Below are 16909 nucleotides of genomic sequence, written 5' to 3'. Positions count from 1 at the left end.
AATGTTAAATAAATTAAAATTTAAAAATTTATCACAATTTAAATCTCGTTCTGGGTTGCGTGCAATTATTGCCAATACAGGTTGGTTATTTGCTGACCGCATTCTACGTATGGGCGCAAGCTTGGTTGTAGGAGTATGGGTAGCACGTTATTTAGGAGTACAACAGTATGGTCTATTTAACTATGCTTTAGCTTTTGTTGCCTTATTTAGCCCAATTTTTACTCTCGGACTAGACGACGTAGTAGTTCGTCATCTTGTTCGTCAATCATCAGACAAAGAGGAAATTTTAGGAACTACTTTTTGGCTAAAATTTCTGGGTGGAATTGCTTCTGTTTCATTGGCAGTTAGCACCATGTTTTTCTTAGGTGAGCGTGAAACACTAAAGATATGGCTAGTTGCAATTTTAGGAATAGCAGGAATTTTTAGGGCATCTGATACTATTGAACTGTGGTTTCAGTCACAGGTACAGTCAAAATACACTGTAATCGCCAAAAACACGGCATTTTTGCTAAATACTGTCATCAAAATCGCGCTAATTTTAACAAAAGCACCATTGCTAGCTTTTGCTTTGGTAACATTAGCAGAATTTGCGATGAGTGCAATTGGCTTGCTGATTGTTTACCAAATAAAAGGTTCTTCATTGTGGTTATGGCGTTGGAGTTTTGCGGCTGCCAAAACTCTTATGAAAGAGAGTTTACCTCTAATTTTTTCGGGGTTCGCCATCATGATTTTTATGAGAATAGATCAGGTGATGTTAGGTCAAATGATTGGAGATAGTGAGGTTGGAGTTTATTCTGCTGCTGTGCGTATTTCTGAAATTTGGTATTTTATTCCAGGGGCTATTGTTTCTTCTGTTGCTCCGGCAATTTATGCAGCAAAGGAAAAATCAGAAAGTCTTTATTATCAGCGAATAGGACAATTACTCAGTCTAATGACATGTATATCTTTAGCAATTGCTCTTCCAATGTCTTTCCTGTCTGACAAGATAATTATGGTGATGTTTGGAAGTGGATATGCAGAAGCAGGAGCAATATTAGCAGTTCATATTTGGACTTCTTTGTTTGTATTTATGGGTCTTGCAACATCACCTTGGTTTATTGCTGAAGGTTTGAACCACGTTTCTTTAGGTAAGACTTTATTTGGGGCGATACTAAACATTATTCTCAATTTAGTACTTATTCCTAAATATGCGGGACTTGGGGCTGCGATCGCAACAATAATTTCTCAAGCTGCTGCTGCGTTTATATGCAATGCGTTTGATTCAAGGACACAAAAACTTTTTAAAATTCAAGTGCGATCGCTTACTCATTTTTACAAATACTGATCGTTTATTATTTAACCTTTATATGATGCAAACACCAGTAACTTTTATTATTTTTAAACGCCCTCAAACAACAGAGAAAGTTTTTGAGTCTATTCGCCAAGCCAAGCCAACAAAACTTTTTGTAATTGCAGATGGCCCCCGCACTGACCGCGAAAGTGAGGCAGAAAAGTGTGAAGCAACTAGGGCAATCATTGAGAGAGTTGATTGGGACTGTGAAGTAATCAAGAATTATTCCGATCTCAACTTAGGTTGTGCAAAACGGGTATCAAGCGGTTTAGATTGGGTATTTAATAATGTTGAAGAGACAATTATTTTGGAAGATGATTGTATCCCTCACCCAACTTTTTTCAGGTTTAGTGAAGAACTGCTGGAAAAATATAGAAATGATACCAGAATTGCCACAATCTCTGCTCAAAATCTTCAACTTGGACGAAAACGTACAAATTACAGTTACTATTTTTCTCGCTACAACCACTGCTGGGGTTGGGCAAGTTGGAGACGTGCTTGGCAACATTATGATTTGACCATCAAACTCTGGAAAGAGGTGCAAGCAGAAAACCTTTTACGTGACATTCTTATAGACCCAAAAGCAGTAAATTATTGGCAACGAATATTTCAATCTGTTTATAACAATCCTACAGGTATAACCTGGGATTATCAATGGACATTTGCTTGTTGGATGCAGGGAAGTTTAAGCATTATTCCGAATGTCAATTTAATATCTAATGTTGGTGTTGGTGCAGATGCAACTCATTTCACTTCTAATCAAGAATTTTCGTTCATCAATATGTCGATGCAAGCAATGGAATTTCCCTTAAAGCATCCACCATTTATTGTCAGGAATGTAGAAGCAGACAATTTTACACAGAAAACAGTCTATAAAGCAACTGCATTAGATATTTTTAAAGAGGAATTGAAGAAAAAATTGAATTATTCAACGATAAAAAAATAGATAAATTAAATTTCATAAATGAAAATAAAATTAACAGAAAAAATCCTAACTATCTTGCTATTACTCATTGCTGTAGGGGCATTAACAATACATCCTGCACAAGAAGTTTCCATGTCTACCCTTGGAGGTGATAAGCTAGATATTTTGTTCAATATAGTTTCATATTTAATCCTATTTTATTTCTTAATCTTATACTGGAAAGGTTTTCTTTATGTAATTACTAAAAGTCCATTACAGTTTTTTTTACTAGCAATAGTTATATTTTCTCTTTTATGGTCAGAAGACTTAAGTTCTAGTCTTACTTACTTAAGAGGTCTAATCCGAATATATTTTCTTGCTATCTATTTAGCAATGCGTTATTCCATTAAGGAACAAATGAGGCTGATAGCTTGGGCGCTTGGCGTAGCTGCATCATTATCTATACTATTTTCTGCATTTGTACCAGGTTATATTCACGAATCATCTGAATTAGTAGGTATGTGGAGTGGAATTTATGGTCATAAAAATGAATTAGGTTACATGATGGCTTGGAGTGCAGGAGTTTTTTTACACCTTGCTCTTAGTGGTCATCGATATCGCTGGTTGATGTGGGCATTATGTGGGATATCTGTATGTCTAATTATCCTCTCACGTTCAACAACATCTTTAACGATTCTATTGACTATGATATTGCTTTTACCTTTTTACAGATCGTTGAAAAAAACTAATTATAAATTACAAGTTATTATGATTACTTCAACTTTAATGGTACTCATGGTTTCTTCAATATTACTTCTCAATAATGCCGAAACTGTAGTTGGTACCTCTGGTAAAGACCTCACCTTCAATGGACGTTCTGACCTCTGGGAACTAGTGATTTCCAAGATTTTGGAAAGACCTTGGCTAGGTTATGGATTTTCGGGATTTTGGACTAGTAATGCTGCATCTAAACTAAGAGCTACTTATGATTGGGCAAGTAATGCCCACAATGGTTTTTTAGAACTATTGTTAGAATTGGGATTTTTAGGTTTTTTAACTTTTGCAGCAGGGTTCGTCAGGTTTTTTGTAATGGCACTGACTCGAGTTATTTCTGTTGCTAAAAAACCGGAAGATTATTGGCCAATGCAGATGCTACTTATTATTGTCATAGTTAATTTTTCAGAAGCAAGATTATTAACTCCTAGCTGGAATTGGTTAATGTATGTCACTACGTCCTTATCTTTAACTGTTGAATATCAACGAAATCATAAAAATATTTTAGCCAATTAGTTTTTATGGCAGTCAGAAATAGTTTTAGTCATCAAGAAGTTAATAACAATGAAAATTTTACATATTAGTACCCATGATATTAGTGGAGGTGCAGCGAGGGCTGCATATCGTTTACACACAGGTTTACAGGATATAGGGCTACAGTCACAAATGTTAGTCCAGGAAAAATATAGTAATGATAAAACAGTAATTGCACCTAACATTAGACTATTTCAAGGCATTGCTAAGGCAAAGTTAACAGTTGAAAGCTTACCATTAAAGCTTTATCGTCAAAAGAAAAATACTCCATTTTTTACTCAATGGTTGCCAGATAGAGTTGTTTCTAAAGTTGCTCAGATTAATCCAGACATAATCAATTTGCATTGGATTAGCGCCGGTTTTATGCAAATAGAAACTTTCCCTAAACTGAAGCGTCCTCTAGTTTGGACTCTTCATGATATGTGGGGGTTCACTGGAGGATGTCACGTTACAGGAGAATGCGATCGCTACAAAGTATCCTGCGGAGCTTGCCCTCAACTCAACAGTGCTAATGAATGGGATCTATCCCGTTGGGTATGGCAGCGCAAAATAAAAGCTTGGAAAAATTTAAATTTAACTTTGGTTTCACCAAGTTCTTGGTTAGCAGAGTGCGCTCGTTCCAGTTCTTTGTTCCAGAATTTGCGAATCGAGGTAATTCCCCACGGACTGGATACTCAAAGATATCGACCGATTAATCAGTATTTTGCACGAGAAGCACTCAATCTACCGCAAGATAAAAAGCTGATACTCTTTGGAGCTATAGAAGCAACTAGCGATAAAAATAAAGGATTTCATTTGTTGCAACCAGCTTTAAAAGAATTGAGTAAATCTGGCTGGAAGGATGACTTGGAAGTTGTGATTTTTGGAGCATCTCAACCCGAAAATCCACCTGATTTAGGCTTCAAAACCCACTATTTGGGACACTTACACGATGCCATATCTTTAGCAACTGTTTACTCAGCTGCTGATGTGATGCTTGTACCATCTCTTCAAGAATCTTTTGGACAAACAGCTTCAGAATCATTCGCTTGTGGTACTCCAGTTGTGGCTTTTAATTCTACTGGCTTAAAAGATATTGTCGATCATCAGCAGAACGGCTATTTGGCTAAACCTTATGAAGTTGAGGATTTTGCCAAAGGAATTATCTGGATACTTGAAAATGAACAGAGGTTGCAAAAACTCTCATTTTATGCGCGCGATAAAGCCGAGCAAAAATTCACTCTGGAACTTCAAGCACGTCGTTATTCAGCCTTGTTTCAAGAAATATTGATCGCGGCAAAGAAATCTTCATTGAGTAATTAACCTAGTAAATCAATACTTCATAATATGTCTATACCTATAGCTTTTATAATTTGTACAGAGCCTGGTCGTTTAGAAGGTCAATCTTTGATGCTTGCAGAAAGTATTCGTAAGTTCTGCGGCGAATTGAAAAATACACCTATATATAGTTTTCATCCTAGAGTAGGTGAACCGATTTTAAAGCAAACCCAACAATCCTTTGAAGCATTGCAGGTGATTCATCAACAAATCCCGATAAATCAAGAATTTCATGAATATTATTTAGCTAATAAACCCTTAGTTTGTGCCTATGCAGAACAAAATATTGATGCAGAAATATTAGTTTTTTTAGACAGTGACAAATGCTTTTTTTCTGAGCCAACAGAGTTTTTACTGCCAGTAGATTGTAATGTACGGGTACGTCCTGAGTATGGTCAAGGAATTGGCTCTACAGGTCTGCAGGACCCTCAAGAATGGTATTGGCAAAAACTATATGAAGTATTAGGAGTAAAGCGTGAGGTATTTGTTGACACGCCAATTGGTAATAAAAGGATCAGAGCCTACTGGAATTCTGGTTTAGTGGCTGTAAGAAGGAGTGCGGGTATATTTACAACTTGGAAAGAGAACTTTGAAAAAGTAATGCGTTTGGATATTACACCTCCCCAGGGTATTTATTTTGTTGAACAGTCTGTTTTGTCTGTAACTTTATGTGCGTTGGAAGAAAACGTCGAACATTTTCCTGCTAATTATAGTTATCCATTACCTTTACATAATCGTTTATCAAAAGAACTACAAATTAAAAATTGGGATGATATTATATCTATTCATTATTTCAATTTGTTTTTTTATCACGATTGGAATGCACAAATAAAAAGATTGCAAAAGCTCAATATAAATTCAGAAAAATATCGATGGTTATGTCAAGAGGTTGTCAGACTTAATATGCCTCGTGTATCAGTTTGGCATCGATATACGTTAGCAATTAGAAAAATGGAACAAAAACTAAAAAGTTTTAATTTAGATATTAACTTCAGTGGTTGGATAGAAAAAAGGCTGAAGTTTTAAATTGATATAACAATACACGAAGGTACAAATTTGATGTTTTAAATTATGAATGACATATCAATTTATTGTCTGTATTAATTTTTTGTAGATTTTTTATGAGGAAAATAAGATGAAACAAGCAAATTTAGCCGTAATTATGACCTGCTTTAACAGGCGGAATACAACTCTCGCCTGTCTGAATGCTTTATATCAGCAAAAAAATCATTGTGATGTTTATTTAACTGATGATGGGAGTTCTGATGGAACTACAGAGGCTGTTAAAGCAGAATATCCAGAAGTAAAAATTCTTCAGGGTAATGGCAATTTATTTTGGGTGGGAGGAATGCATCTCGCCTTTGGTGAAGCTATAAAACATCAATATGATTATTATCTGTGGTTGAATGATGACACATTTTTAGAAGCCAATGCTGTGAGTAAATTATTACAGACTCATCAAAGTTTGGCTGAACAAGGTTATCCAGAATCAATTGTAGTTGGTTCAACGAAAGATTCAATTACAGGAAAAGCAACCTATGGAGGAGCAGTAAAATCCAAAAAGTGGTATTCTAACAAGTTTGAATTTTTAGAACCAAGTTCCGCTATCCAAAAATGCGATGCTATGTATGGTAACTGCGTGCTAATTCCTAAAAGTGTTGTTGCAAAGGTTGGGAATATTGATACAGCTTTTGTTCATAGTTTAGGAGATTTAGATTATGCCCTGAGAGCGGGTAAATTGGGTTGTAAAGTATGGGTAGCTCCTGGCTATATTGGGACTTGTACTAAAAATTCTATCCGTAATAGTTGGGCAGATACCAATTTAAATATATTAGAACGTTTGAAAAAGGTATTACACATTAAAGGATTTCCATTAAAATCATGGACTGTATTTTGTAGCAGACACTCTGGGTCATTTTGGATATTTTACTGGTTCTTACCCTATGTCAGAGCAGTTGTTGGTTACAAGGATTTGGCAACTTCTCCTACATTTTCTGAGGATATTAGTCAAACTAACTCAGAAGTTTAATACTTGCAAGATACTCATTCGTGAATGATAGTTGGATAAGTTAAAACTATCTTAATAGTTTGACAAATATAGTTTCAATTTATAAACTAATTAGCAATTATTTTATGGGTAAACGCTTACTAATTGTTTCAACCCTCGATTCAAGTCAACCATTTGGTGCATTTACTAGACCTTTTTATCTAGGACAATATCTTACTAAATACTTTGATGTTTTTCAGCTAGGTTTAGATTGTTCCTCTGTCAATTATGCACCTTCTTTTTCTGTTGGCTCAAGAAGCTTGAAATCATATATTCAAGCTATAGAAAAGTGCATCGACGAATTTTCTCCAGATATCGTGTATGCTCAAGAAACACTACCTGGATTGGCTGCTTTAGTTTCACTAAAGCTTAGGAAACGCAGTAGTTCCTCTCTTGTACTAGATTTTCATACATTTTCGCCTTATGAATACTGGATGCGCTTGTTTTCAGTTGCCAATCCTTTCAAAGAGCTTGCACAATGTATTAAGACATATATTGCTCAGGGAATTTTAATATTCTCTGGCAGTCCAATTATTGCAGCAGGTGAGTCAATTCCTAAGCTAATTTCCCAATGGTATGGTAAAACTCCACAGCAAATTTATTCTATCGGCAATGGAGTGACTGAAGACTTACTCAATACTGAAGTTTTTCCAGATAAAAACCCCTATAAAGAATTTAAACCTGCTAAAATAGTGGTTATTATTGCTCCCAAAACATTTCAGTTTCCAACTAATGATATGTCTGTCTCAATGGCTATTGAGGTCGCTAAATCCCTTGAAAGTCATCAAGAAAAAGTACATTTTGTTGTCATTGGTAGGGATAGTAGTAATATTTCAGAACCAATACCTTCTAACATTTCTTTTTTAGGGTTTTTACCTACAAGAGAAGATTTTGTCGCCCATCTGAAATATGCAGATATTGCTTTGCTGCCATTCTCAAAACAAGCAGTAGCAGGTGGCGCTCGGAATAAAGCATTAGATTATTTCGCTAGCAGAAAATTGGTTGTCTCAACACCAGAAGGCTTGCGAGGTTTAGAAGAATTTCGCAACTTAGAACATCTGTTAGTAACAGGATACTCTAGCGAAGAAGTAGCTAACACAGTACTGGATGCTGCTTCAAATATTGATAAATACCAATCACTTGTAGATACGGCATATACCTTAATTACAGAAAAGTATTCCTGGAATGCAAGAGCGCATAATATCGCGGAAATCCTCATGAAAACAAGTGCTTTTTAGTTAGATTAAGATAATCCTTTTTAACTAAAAAAACTTAGCTGTTTCAATATTTCAGTACTTCAATATTGAAATATTGCTAATTAATTTTACAATACTCACCTTTTACCTGAGATAACATCTCATATTTATCAAAAGAAAAACAAGATATGAAGAAGCGATTTTCTTATAAACTTATTGGTGCTCAAGTAGATGCACTCTCGATTCTCGACTTAAATTTATTGATTGAAGAATCTATCGATCGGGATGAGAAATGGATTATTGCTAATCATAATTTACATAGTCTTTATCTCTTCCATAACGATCCAAAAATGCAAGCTTTTTATTCTAAGGCAGAATATACCCATATTGATAGTATGCCTCTAGTGTTTATTGGAAAGCTGTTGGGTTTTCCAATTAAACGGGAACAAAGAGTAACCTATGCTGACTGGGTATGGCCTCTGATGGCAGAAGCTGCTAGTAAAGGCTGGCGTGTATTCTATTTAGGTTCAAAGCCAGGAGTTGCTGAAGATGCAGCAAGTATTTTATGCGAGAAATTTCCTGGTTTAGAGATTGCTTGCTCTCATGGCTATATTGATATAGATAAAAATAGTCAAGAAAATCTCGCCACTGTAGCTGCAATTAATGCTTACAAACCCCATATATTAATGGTGGGGATGGGTATGCCACGCCAAGAGTATTGGATTTACGAAAATCTTGAACATATTCATACCAACACTATTTTGACTAGTGGAGCCTGTATGGACTATATAGCAGGAGCAATACCTACTCCTCCTCGCTGGATGGGAAAGGTAGGGTTGGAATGGTTGTATCGTTTGTTTTCTGAACCAAAAAGACTTTGGAGACGTTACTTAGTTGAGCCTTGGTTTGTTGGTACATTATTTTTACAAGAAATTTGGAGTATCTCAAGTAAACGGAAGAAAAATAACCTGCTGGTATTTCTAAGTACGAAATTTCAAAAGTTCGTAGCTTGAAGAGTCTCTCAAGGTTTTAGCAGTAGGTCGTTCAATTGGTGACTTTGTTGGGTTTCGCTTACGCTCAACCCAACCTACTATTCTCTTAACCCAAGCGTATTGATTCTTATTCAACTTTCATAATCGTTAATAGCGAAAAATATCTCCACCTATTTTGCTTAGGTGGAGTATTAACTTGCTTCCTGGAAAGCCTGGGCTATAGCATTGCGGGCTGGTTTAGGTTGCAGGTTTTCATCGAAGGGAAGCGGACGTAGAAATTTCCAGAGACTTGGATTGTTTCTAAAGGTTTTTCTTGGCATCCACTCGGGAAGACGTATCCAGGTATGACGGTCGGTAAGCCCCCATGTAATTACAGTATCGACTTTAGCCGCAAAGCATAGATCAAGATATCGCTTGTAACTGTCGGCTACCATTTGGTCTAGGCTTTTGATGCTGTTGGGTAGTGGGGTATCAATGATAATATCTAATTCTGTGATTATTGGTTTAACTTCAAGATCGTTCAGCCGTTTTAAGACGGAATTAAATCCTTTTTCGTCAAAAGAATATGCAGTAGAAAACCATAGATGTGATTGGATACCTGCACCGTCAATTTTAACGCCACTATTCTTCAGATATTCGACCATTTTTAAGAAACGCTCTGATTTCCATGTGGTACTTTCGATGCCAAAATCGTTGAGGTAAAATTTCTTGCTGCTATCAACTGAAGCGGCAATTAAAAACAAGTCTCGAATTAATTCTGGTTTTACCCCTTTACGCAAACCGTAGGTAGCATCATCAGTTTCGTTTTCACTATCAGCAATAATTTCATTGGCAATATCCCAAGACTTTAAAACCTTGCTGTTGCGATAGTGCCCCATGACTCCTTTAACATGGCGTTCGATCATCTTAAGTGTAGGGGGATAAGGAAGCCAGTCTGGTTTTCCCATGTGCCAGAAAAGGGTGTGCCCGTGCAATTCTATATTATGCTTTTGGCAGAAATCTGCGATCGCATCTGCTGATTCAAAGGTAAATTTCCCTGGCTGTGGTTCAGTGGCGTTCCATTTTAATTCCCCATTCGGTGTCACAATCGAACATTCACGAGCCATCAGGTTAGCGTAATCTTTATCTGTTTGCAAAAATTCATTAGAAATTGCTGCGCCATAACGCTTTCCTTTAGCGGCAGCTAATTCCCGAAGTGGAGAATTTAAATTGTTACTTGTATAGTTTTTTGCAATACTATCTGTGACCCAATCTTCTTTTTCGTTATCCTTTTGTAAAAACCCCATAGTTAATAAAGCAGAAAGGGTTGTGTATCCTGCTCTTTTTAAAAATTTTCTCCGATAATGCATAAATGCTATTTAATAAAAACACATAACATTATTATATTACAGAATAAATTTTGATACTTTTTGAGGTGTAGTGATGATTCTCACAGTCATTACAGTCGAAAATCCAAAATAAAGTATATTCTATTTACATCAATTAAATGTGTTTTTATATACCAGCAGTAAACATGATTATCTAATATATAACGCTCGTTTAGATATAAATACAAAAGCTGTCAAAAAAGCTTCCAATAACGGGTTAGTTGCATTAGTAATTGCAGCTATTGCTATTACAGATGGAATTATTGTTTATGGGATTTCTCAATTTGGGTTAGTTGGTTAAACAGAGAAATCTAAGCTAGTAGAAACCAGGCTCAAAAGTCAAATAGTGTCTGCATTAGGACAACTAGAACCGGAAGCAGAGGTATTAACTTGTTTGCGCCCTTGGTATTGGATGGCGATCGCCACACTTAAACACGTACATTAAAGTATCAATGGCGGGACAGATCATAAAAATTTATACGCGAGTGGCAGAAAAAATTAGTACTTCTGGCATTGCAGACTTAGCGCAAACAGACCAGATGATGGCAGTAGCAGAAGTTTATCAAACCAATATCGGTAAAGTTAAATTAACGTGTGCCTCGGTTGGAGACTCACGTTAAAAGTATTGATCGCCTCTACATAACTTTGGTAAGGCGATGCAATGGCATTGTTAGGCTACACAATGGTTTTGCTGAAGGTTGAGTTAAAATTGCACGTCAATACAAACGCTAAACTGCAAGAACGTACTTTTGCGAAGAAGCAACTGTCACAATGTTTAAACAAGCCTATTAATTTCAAAAATGTCTGCTAAACACAAAGATAGTAGAAGTCCTATCCAATCTCGTGATTGGCCAATTGAGCAATTACCTGGACTGAGCCACGAGGAACAATCTCAACTGCAAAATTGTGGGATTAACAGCACAGTAGCGCTAGTCAAACAAGGGAAAACTCTGGAGGAAAGACTAGCGTTAGCAAATAAACTACAGATTCATCTTCAGTATGTAAATAAATGGATGGCTTTAGCTGACTTGGCACGTATTCCCAGTGTCGGGACACAATATTGTGGTTTATTACTCCATGCAGGTATTGGTTCTGTAGTGCAGCTAGCTCAAACTCCCACTCACAGATTGCACCAACAAATTATGCGCTTTCAGGTAGCAACAATGCAGCGCCGAGATTTGTGTCCAGCAATTGAGCTAGTACAACAATGGAGTCAGCAAGCGAAAACAGTGCTGAGTGCTGAGTGAGGGAGATGAGGGAGATGAGGAGATAAACAAAACTCCTAACTCTTAACTCAGCACGGGCTAAACCTTAGCTATCCGCTAACAGCACTCCTAACGCCCAATTCCCAATTCCCTACTCTTTAGCTAAAACACCATTAAGAAAGATATCAGCGAGTCCTTCGGCCATTTCCTGCATTTGTTGGGGAGAGGCATCAGGTTCGATGAGGGTGTTGTTGGAAAAACCTGCGATCGCAAACATTCCTAAGAAAACTTTAGCAACTAGCTTTGCGTCCCCTTGGCGATAAATACCTCTATCCATTGCTGTTTGAAAGAATGCTTCGCCCACATCAGTCATTTTGGTAATGACTTCTAATTGAATGCGATCGCGTAAATCGGGGTGAAACTGCACCTCCATAAAACAAACACGCATTAAGTCGGCATTTTTTTGGAAATTCCACATCCGACGGCGCATCACCTGAGCGACGGCTTTATAGCTGCCCATTTCACTTAATTCTGTGAGCAAATCTGTAAGAATCTCTACCCAGCCACTCGTGGCTACTTCCACTAAAATTGCTTTTTTATTGGGAAAATGACGAAATAGAGTACCTTCAGCGATACCAGCCGCTTGTGCTAAGTCGCGGGTGGTAGTACCATCAAATCCCTGAGAGGCAAACAACCGTTGCGCTGCCTGTAAAATCCGGGTGCGCGTCTGAATCTCTGAAGGCGGGGAAGAATTAAAAACTCGCATAACAGTTATGGTTAGATATCCGTAACAGGACTTGTAGCATTATTGTCTAATGTCAAGTACAAAGAGCCACTGAAAGCTTAATACAAGATTAACGCTCTTTTGCTATGTATCCTGTTATTTAGGTAATGTTACTTTATCTTAATTTTCGCTTATGAACCAGAGCAGTCGGTCAATTTTAGATTTTATACTTCCTCGTGAGCGCGGCTCGACTGAGCGATCGCAAAATATCTTAGTCGAACGATTGGGGATTTTGGATTACTCAGATCGAATATCTGTCAGATTACGGCGGTTGTTTGTCACTTTGTTGACTTTAATCATCTTCTCGTGGGGATTGTTGCCAGAAGTCGCTCTAGCTCAAACTCAGACAGCACCTCCTCCTCAAGAAACTAAAACTCAAACCCAGCCCATTAAAACCTCAATCCAACCTTATCTCGATCGAGTTATCAAGCAGTTAACGGAGTTTCGCCTCGACAATGGTTTAAAATTCATTGTCTTGGAACGGCATCAAGCACCCGTGGTTTCTTTTCTTACTTATGCGAATGTCGGTGGCGTGGATGAGACAGATGGTAAAACTGGTGTAGCTCACTTTCTGGAACATTTGGCGTTTAAAGGCACAACGCGCATTGGTACACAAGATTACAAAAAAGAAAAACCGCTATTAGATAGCTTAGAGCAGTTGAATGCCCAAATTAAAACTGCGAAAGCCGATGGCAAAAAAGCTGAAGTTACTCGGTTACAAACTGAGTTTGAGCAAGTAGAATCGCAAGCAGCCAAGCTAGTCAAGCAAAACGAATTGGGGCAAATTGTCGAACAAGCGGGAGGTGTGGGTTTAAATGCCAATACTTCAACCGAAGCCACTCGTTATTTTTACAGCTTTCCTGCCAATAAGCTAGAACTTTGGATGTCGTTGGAGTCGGAGCGATTTCTCGATCCGGTAATTCGTCGTGAGTTTTATAAAGAGAAAGATGTAATTTTAGAGGAACGACGGATGCGGGTGGAGAATTCACCCATTGGACTGATGGTGGAAAAGTTTGTCGATACTGCTTACAAAACCCATCCCTACAAACGTCCGGTGATTGGTTATGACGAAGATATCCGCAATCTGACACCAGAAGATGTCCAAAAGTTTTTTGATACTCACTACGTACCAAGTAATTTGACCATTGCTATTGTTGGAGATATCAATCCGGTTGAGGTGAAAAAACTCGCGCAAACTTATTTTGGCCGCTTTCAAGCCAAAACCAAAGCTGTTGAACAAATTCCGGTGGAACCGCCACAACAACAAACACGGGAAGTTACTTTACAGTTACCTTCTCAACCTTGGTATTTAGAAGGTTATCATCGTCCGGCGATTACTCATCCAGATAATGCAGTCTATGAAATCATTGGCAGTTTATTAAGTGATGGGCGCACGTCGCGGTTATATAAGTCTTTGGTAGAAAAGCAGCGTTTGGCGCTAAATGCTCAAGGTTACAGTGGATTTCCTGGAGATAAGTACCCAAACTTGATGTTTTTCTATGCTCTCACGGCTCCGGGTCATACAGTTGATGAGTTGGCGGTGGCTTTACGTCAAGAAATTGACAAGTTAAAAACTGAGCCTGTAGCAATGGCTGATTTGGAACGGGTGAAAACCCAAGCACGGGCGAGTTTGTTACGTACTCTCGATTCCAATATGGGGATGGCTCAACAGTTGTTGGAATATGAGGTGAAAACTGGCTCTTGGCGGAATTTGTTTAAGCAGTTGGATGATATTTCGGCGGTGACGACGGCTGATATTGAGCGGGTGGCAAAGGAAACTTTTACGCCACAAAATCGCACGATTGGGAAGTTGTTGTCGAAAGAAGCATGAGAAACGAACCGCAAAGGACGCAAAGGGCGCAAAGGAAGAGAGATATGCAGAGGTTTAAGGTGAAGGGGAAAAGGCAAAGTTGGAAGGGGTTTGTTTATGCTTTGGTTGCTGTTTTTACGTGTTTACTTTTAACTTGTAATTTTTCTCTGGCAGCGACGGCTGAGGCGAAGCATTATACGGAGTTGCAGTTACCACCGCTACCTGAGATTAAGTTACCTAAGTATGAGCGGTTTGTGCTGCAAAATGGTCTGGTTGTGTATTTGATGGAGGATCACGAGTTACCGTTGGTGAATGGGACGGCGTTTGTACGGACAGGGAATCGCTTGGAACCAATGGAGAAAGTTGGGTTGGCTGGTTTTACAGGCGCGGTGATGCGAACTGGAGGAACTAAGCAACATTCGCCTGATGAACTCAATGAGATATTGGAACAACGGGCGGCATCTGTGGAAGTTGGTATTGGTGAAGCTTCTGGTAGTGCTAGCTTTGATGCCCTCAGTGAAGATTTAGAAACGGTGTTTGGGCTGTTTACTGAGGTGGTGCGATCGCCTGTATTTGCTCAAGAAAAGCTAGACTTAGCGAAAACTCAAGCCAAAGGTGGCATTGCCCGTCGTAATGACAGTCCAGATGGGATTGCTAGTCGAGAATTTAAAAAATTGATCTATGGCAAAGATAGCCCATACTCTCGCACCATAGAGTATGCAACGGTAGATAAGGTTGAGCGTGAGGATTTGCTCAAGTTTTATCAGCAATATTTCCACCCCAATAATATAATTTTGGGGATTGTGGGGGATTTTGATAGTAAGAAAATGCGATCGCTCATTCAAGCTAAGTTTGGCGATTGGCAGCGTAACCCAGGTATTGCTAAACCCACATTACCAAAGGTTTTGGCAGCTAATGCAGGTGGAGTGTTTTTTGTCAATCAGCCACAACTGACCCAAAGTAGTGTACTTCTAGGACATTTGGGCGGACGGTTCGATAGTCCTGATTATGCGGCGCTGGATGTATTAAATGGAGTGTTAAATGGATTTGGTGGACGCTTATTTAATGAATTGCGATCGCGTCAAGGTTTAGCTTACTCTGTCTATGGGCAGTGGAGTCCCCGCTACGATTATCCTGGAATGTTTATCGCTGGTGGACAAACGCGATCGGATGCTACCGTCCAGTTTGTCAAAGCCTTACAAGCTGAAATCAAGCGCACCCAAACTCAAAGAGTGACTGCAAAAGAACTCGCTTATGCCAAAGAGTCTACACTCAACTCCTTTGTGTTCAACTTTCAAGACCCCAGCCAAACCTTATCGCGGTTGATGCGATACGAATATTACGGCTATCCTGCTGATTTTCTCTTTCGCTATCAAAAAGCTGTCGCCGCTACCACAGCAGCCGATGTCCAACGGGTAGCACGAGAATACCTCAAGCCTGAAAAGATTGTGACTCTAGTAGTGGGGAATCAAACCGCCATTCAACCACCATTGACACAGCTAGCTAAACAGGTGACACCAATAGATGTAACGATTCCTGGTTCGCGGCCACAGGCGAAGAATTAATAGCGTAGATAGGTAGACACTCAATAGCCAAATAAAATCGTCAGGCTTATACCCCCGACTTCTTAGACAGTCGGGGATCTTGTTGTTAAAATAATTTTCTTCATTATCGGGAAATGAGCGAGGACAAATTGGAGTAACAAATAGAAACTAAATCAGGAACCAAAACCTCTGGGAACTCCAGAGGTTTTTTCTTTACTTTTTCAGCGCGATCGCTCCAGTATACACTTCTCTAAAGGGCTTCTTCAAGCAAGCGATGTCGGATCTGAGAATCTAGCGATGAAGCAGCAAAAATTGTCGCAGCGGATTAGTTAACTAGAGTAAGCTAAATTTAGGTTTCAACTACTGGGAGTGGAGATGATGTTGTTGGAATTAAAGCGCATCCATGTTCCACCAGGACAAAGAGTGCTACTGCGAGATGTAACCTGGCAAGAATTGGAAACAATTCTAGAAGATTTAGGGGAACACCGGGCAGCACGAATTGCTTATGACAGGGGAATACTGGAGATTATGGCACCACTGCCAGAACATGAATATGATAAAGAAATTATTAGTGATTTAGTCAAAGCACTTCTAGAAGAATTAGACATTGAGTTTAGATGCCTTGGTTCTACCACTTTCAAAAACCAAGCAATCGCTCAAGGTATAGAACCAGATCAATGTTTCTATATAAAAAATGAATCTAAGATTCGCGGTAAGAAGCGGCTAGATTTAGCAGTAGATCCTCCTCCAGATTTAGCTCTAGAAGTTGATATTACTTCTCGGACTCATCCTAATATTTATGAAGCCCTAAAAGTGCCTGAGCTTTGGCGTTGTGTTCGAGGAAAGCTCAAAATTAATGTTTTGCAAGACGGACATTATGTAGAATCTCAACAAAGCCTAAATTTTCCTCTATTCTCACTAATTGAAGCAATTCCCCAATATCTGGAGCAAAGTGCAACAGCAGGTAGAAATGCAACGCTCAAAGCTTTTCGCCTTTGGATAAAAAGACAAATGCAACAGCAATAACTTATGCTGTCACCAGAATTCACAACATACAGCAGATTTCAAGTTAGTGAAGCACACAAGCTAATTTTCCAACTAGTGG

The 16909-nt window shown here is 38.5% G+C and carries 16 protein-coding genes; 14 read left to right on the top strand and 2 right to left on the bottom strand.

Annotated elements, in window-relative coordinates; translation table 11 throughout:
• Position 1 precedes the first annotated feature (1 nt).
• The 8 genes from HWQ37_RS33225 (at position 2) to HWQ37_RS33190 (ending at position 9115) form a co-directional block, all read left to right on the top strand.
• On the top strand, positions 2–1324 hold the full coding sequence (locus HWQ37_RS33225) for a flippase (protein WP_292755465.1): 1323 nt from the start codon (positions 2–4) through the stop codon (positions 1322–1324).
• Between the two features lie 25 nt (positions 1325–1349).
• Positions 1350–2276 (top strand): glycosyltransferase family 2 protein, encoded by a 927-nt coding sequence (locus HWQ37_RS33220; RefSeq protein WP_292755516.1) that lies wholly within the window; start codon positions 1350–1352, stop codon positions 2274–2276.
• Positions 2277–2294: 18 nt separating this feature from the next.
• Positions 2295–3524: an O-antigen ligase family protein gene (locus tag HWQ37_RS33215; protein ID WP_292755463.1), complete on the top strand. Its 1230-nt coding sequence runs from the start codon at positions 2295–2297 to the stop codon at positions 3522–3524.
• A gap of 48 nt (positions 3525–3572) precedes the next feature.
• A complete protein-coding gene (locus HWQ37_RS33210; protein WP_292755461.1) occupies positions 3573–4844 on the top strand; it encodes a glycosyltransferase family 4 protein in 1272 nt (423 codons plus the stop codon).
• A 24-nt stretch (positions 4845–4868) separates the two neighbouring features.
• Positions 4869–5885, top strand: a complete 1017-nt coding sequence (locus HWQ37_RS33205) for a hypothetical protein (protein ID WP_292755459.1) — start codon at positions 4869–4871, stop codon at positions 5883–5885.
• A gap of 109 nt (positions 5886–5994) precedes the next feature.
• Positions 5995–6888: a glycosyltransferase family 2 protein gene (locus tag HWQ37_RS33200; RefSeq protein WP_292755457.1), complete on the top strand. Its 894-nt coding sequence runs from the start codon at positions 5995–5997 to the stop codon at positions 6886–6888.
• Positions 6889–6992: 104 nt separating this feature from the next.
• Positions 6993–8144 (top strand): glycosyltransferase family 4 protein, encoded by a 1152-nt coding sequence (locus HWQ37_RS33195; protein ID WP_292755455.1) that lies wholly within the window; start codon positions 6993–6995, stop codon positions 8142–8144.
• Positions 8145–8290: 146 nt separating this feature from the next.
• Entirely contained in the window at positions 8291–9115 is an 825-nt protein-coding gene (locus HWQ37_RS33190) for a WecB/TagA/CpsF family glycosyltransferase (protein WP_292755453.1), read from the top strand.
• Between the two features lie 170 nt (positions 9116–9285).
• On the opposite strand, the gene HWQ37_RS33185 is transcribed toward HWQ37_RS33190, so the two are convergent.
• Entirely contained in the window at positions 9286–10443 is a 1158-nt protein-coding gene (locus HWQ37_RS33185; RefSeq protein ID WP_292755451.1) for an endo-1,4-beta-xylanase, read from the bottom strand.
• Positions 10444–10582: 139 nt separating this feature from the next.
• On the opposite strand from HWQ37_RS33185, the gene HWQ37_RS33180 reads away from it, so the two are divergent.
• The 3 genes from HWQ37_RS33180 (at position 10583) to HWQ37_RS33170 (ending at position 11708) form a co-directional block, all read left to right on the top strand.
• Positions 10583–10762 (top strand): hypothetical protein, encoded by a 180-nt coding sequence (locus HWQ37_RS33180; protein WP_292755449.1) that lies wholly within the window; start codon positions 10583–10585, stop codon positions 10760–10762.
• Positions 10763–10913: 151 nt separating this feature from the next.
• A complete protein-coding gene (locus HWQ37_RS33175) occupies positions 10914–11081 on the top strand; it encodes a hypothetical protein (RefSeq protein WP_292755447.1) in 168 nt (55 codons plus the stop codon).
• Positions 11082–11261: 180 nt separating this feature from the next.
• Positions 11262–11708, top strand: coding sequence for a DUF4332 domain-containing protein (locus HWQ37_RS33170; protein ID WP_292755446.1), 447 nt, complete (start codon positions 11262–11264; stop codon positions 11706–11708).
• Positions 11709–11817: 109 nt separating this feature from the next.
• On the opposite strand, the gene HWQ37_RS33165 is transcribed toward HWQ37_RS33170, so the two are convergent.
• Positions 11818–12432 (bottom strand): TetR/AcrR family transcriptional regulator, encoded by a 615-nt coding sequence (locus HWQ37_RS33165; protein ID WP_292755444.1) that lies wholly within the window; start codon positions 12430–12432, stop codon positions 11818–11820.
• A 151-nt stretch (positions 12433–12583) separates the two neighbouring features.
• Between HWQ37_RS33165 and HWQ37_RS33160 the strand changes: the two genes are divergently transcribed.
• The 3 genes from HWQ37_RS33160 to HWQ37_RS33150 all read left to right on the top strand — a co-directional run bounded on the left by HWQ37_RS33160 (position 12584) and on the right by HWQ37_RS33150 (position 16830).
• Positions 12584–14281: a M16 family metallopeptidase gene (locus HWQ37_RS33160; RefSeq protein WP_292755442.1), complete on the top strand. Its 1698-nt coding sequence runs from the start codon at positions 12584–12586 to the stop codon at positions 14279–14281.
• 44 nt (positions 14282–14325) lie between these two features.
• Positions 14326–15825 (top strand): M16 family metallopeptidase, encoded by a 1500-nt coding sequence (locus HWQ37_RS33155; protein WP_292755441.1) that lies wholly within the window; start codon positions 14326–14328, stop codon positions 15823–15825.
• Positions 15826–16182: 357 nt separating this feature from the next.
• Positions 16183–16830, top strand: a complete 648-nt coding sequence (locus HWQ37_RS33150; RefSeq protein ID WP_292755514.1) for a Uma2 family endonuclease — start codon at positions 16183–16185, stop codon at positions 16828–16830.
• The last annotated feature ends 79 nt before the right edge of the window (positions 16831–16909 follow it).

The organism is Nostoc sp. NMS4, from assembly GCF_017115095.1.
Lineage (GTDB): Bacteria > Cyanobacteriota > Cyanobacteriia > Cyanobacteriales > Nostocaceae > Nostoc.
This window is presented reverse-complemented; position numbering and strand designations above follow the sequence as displayed.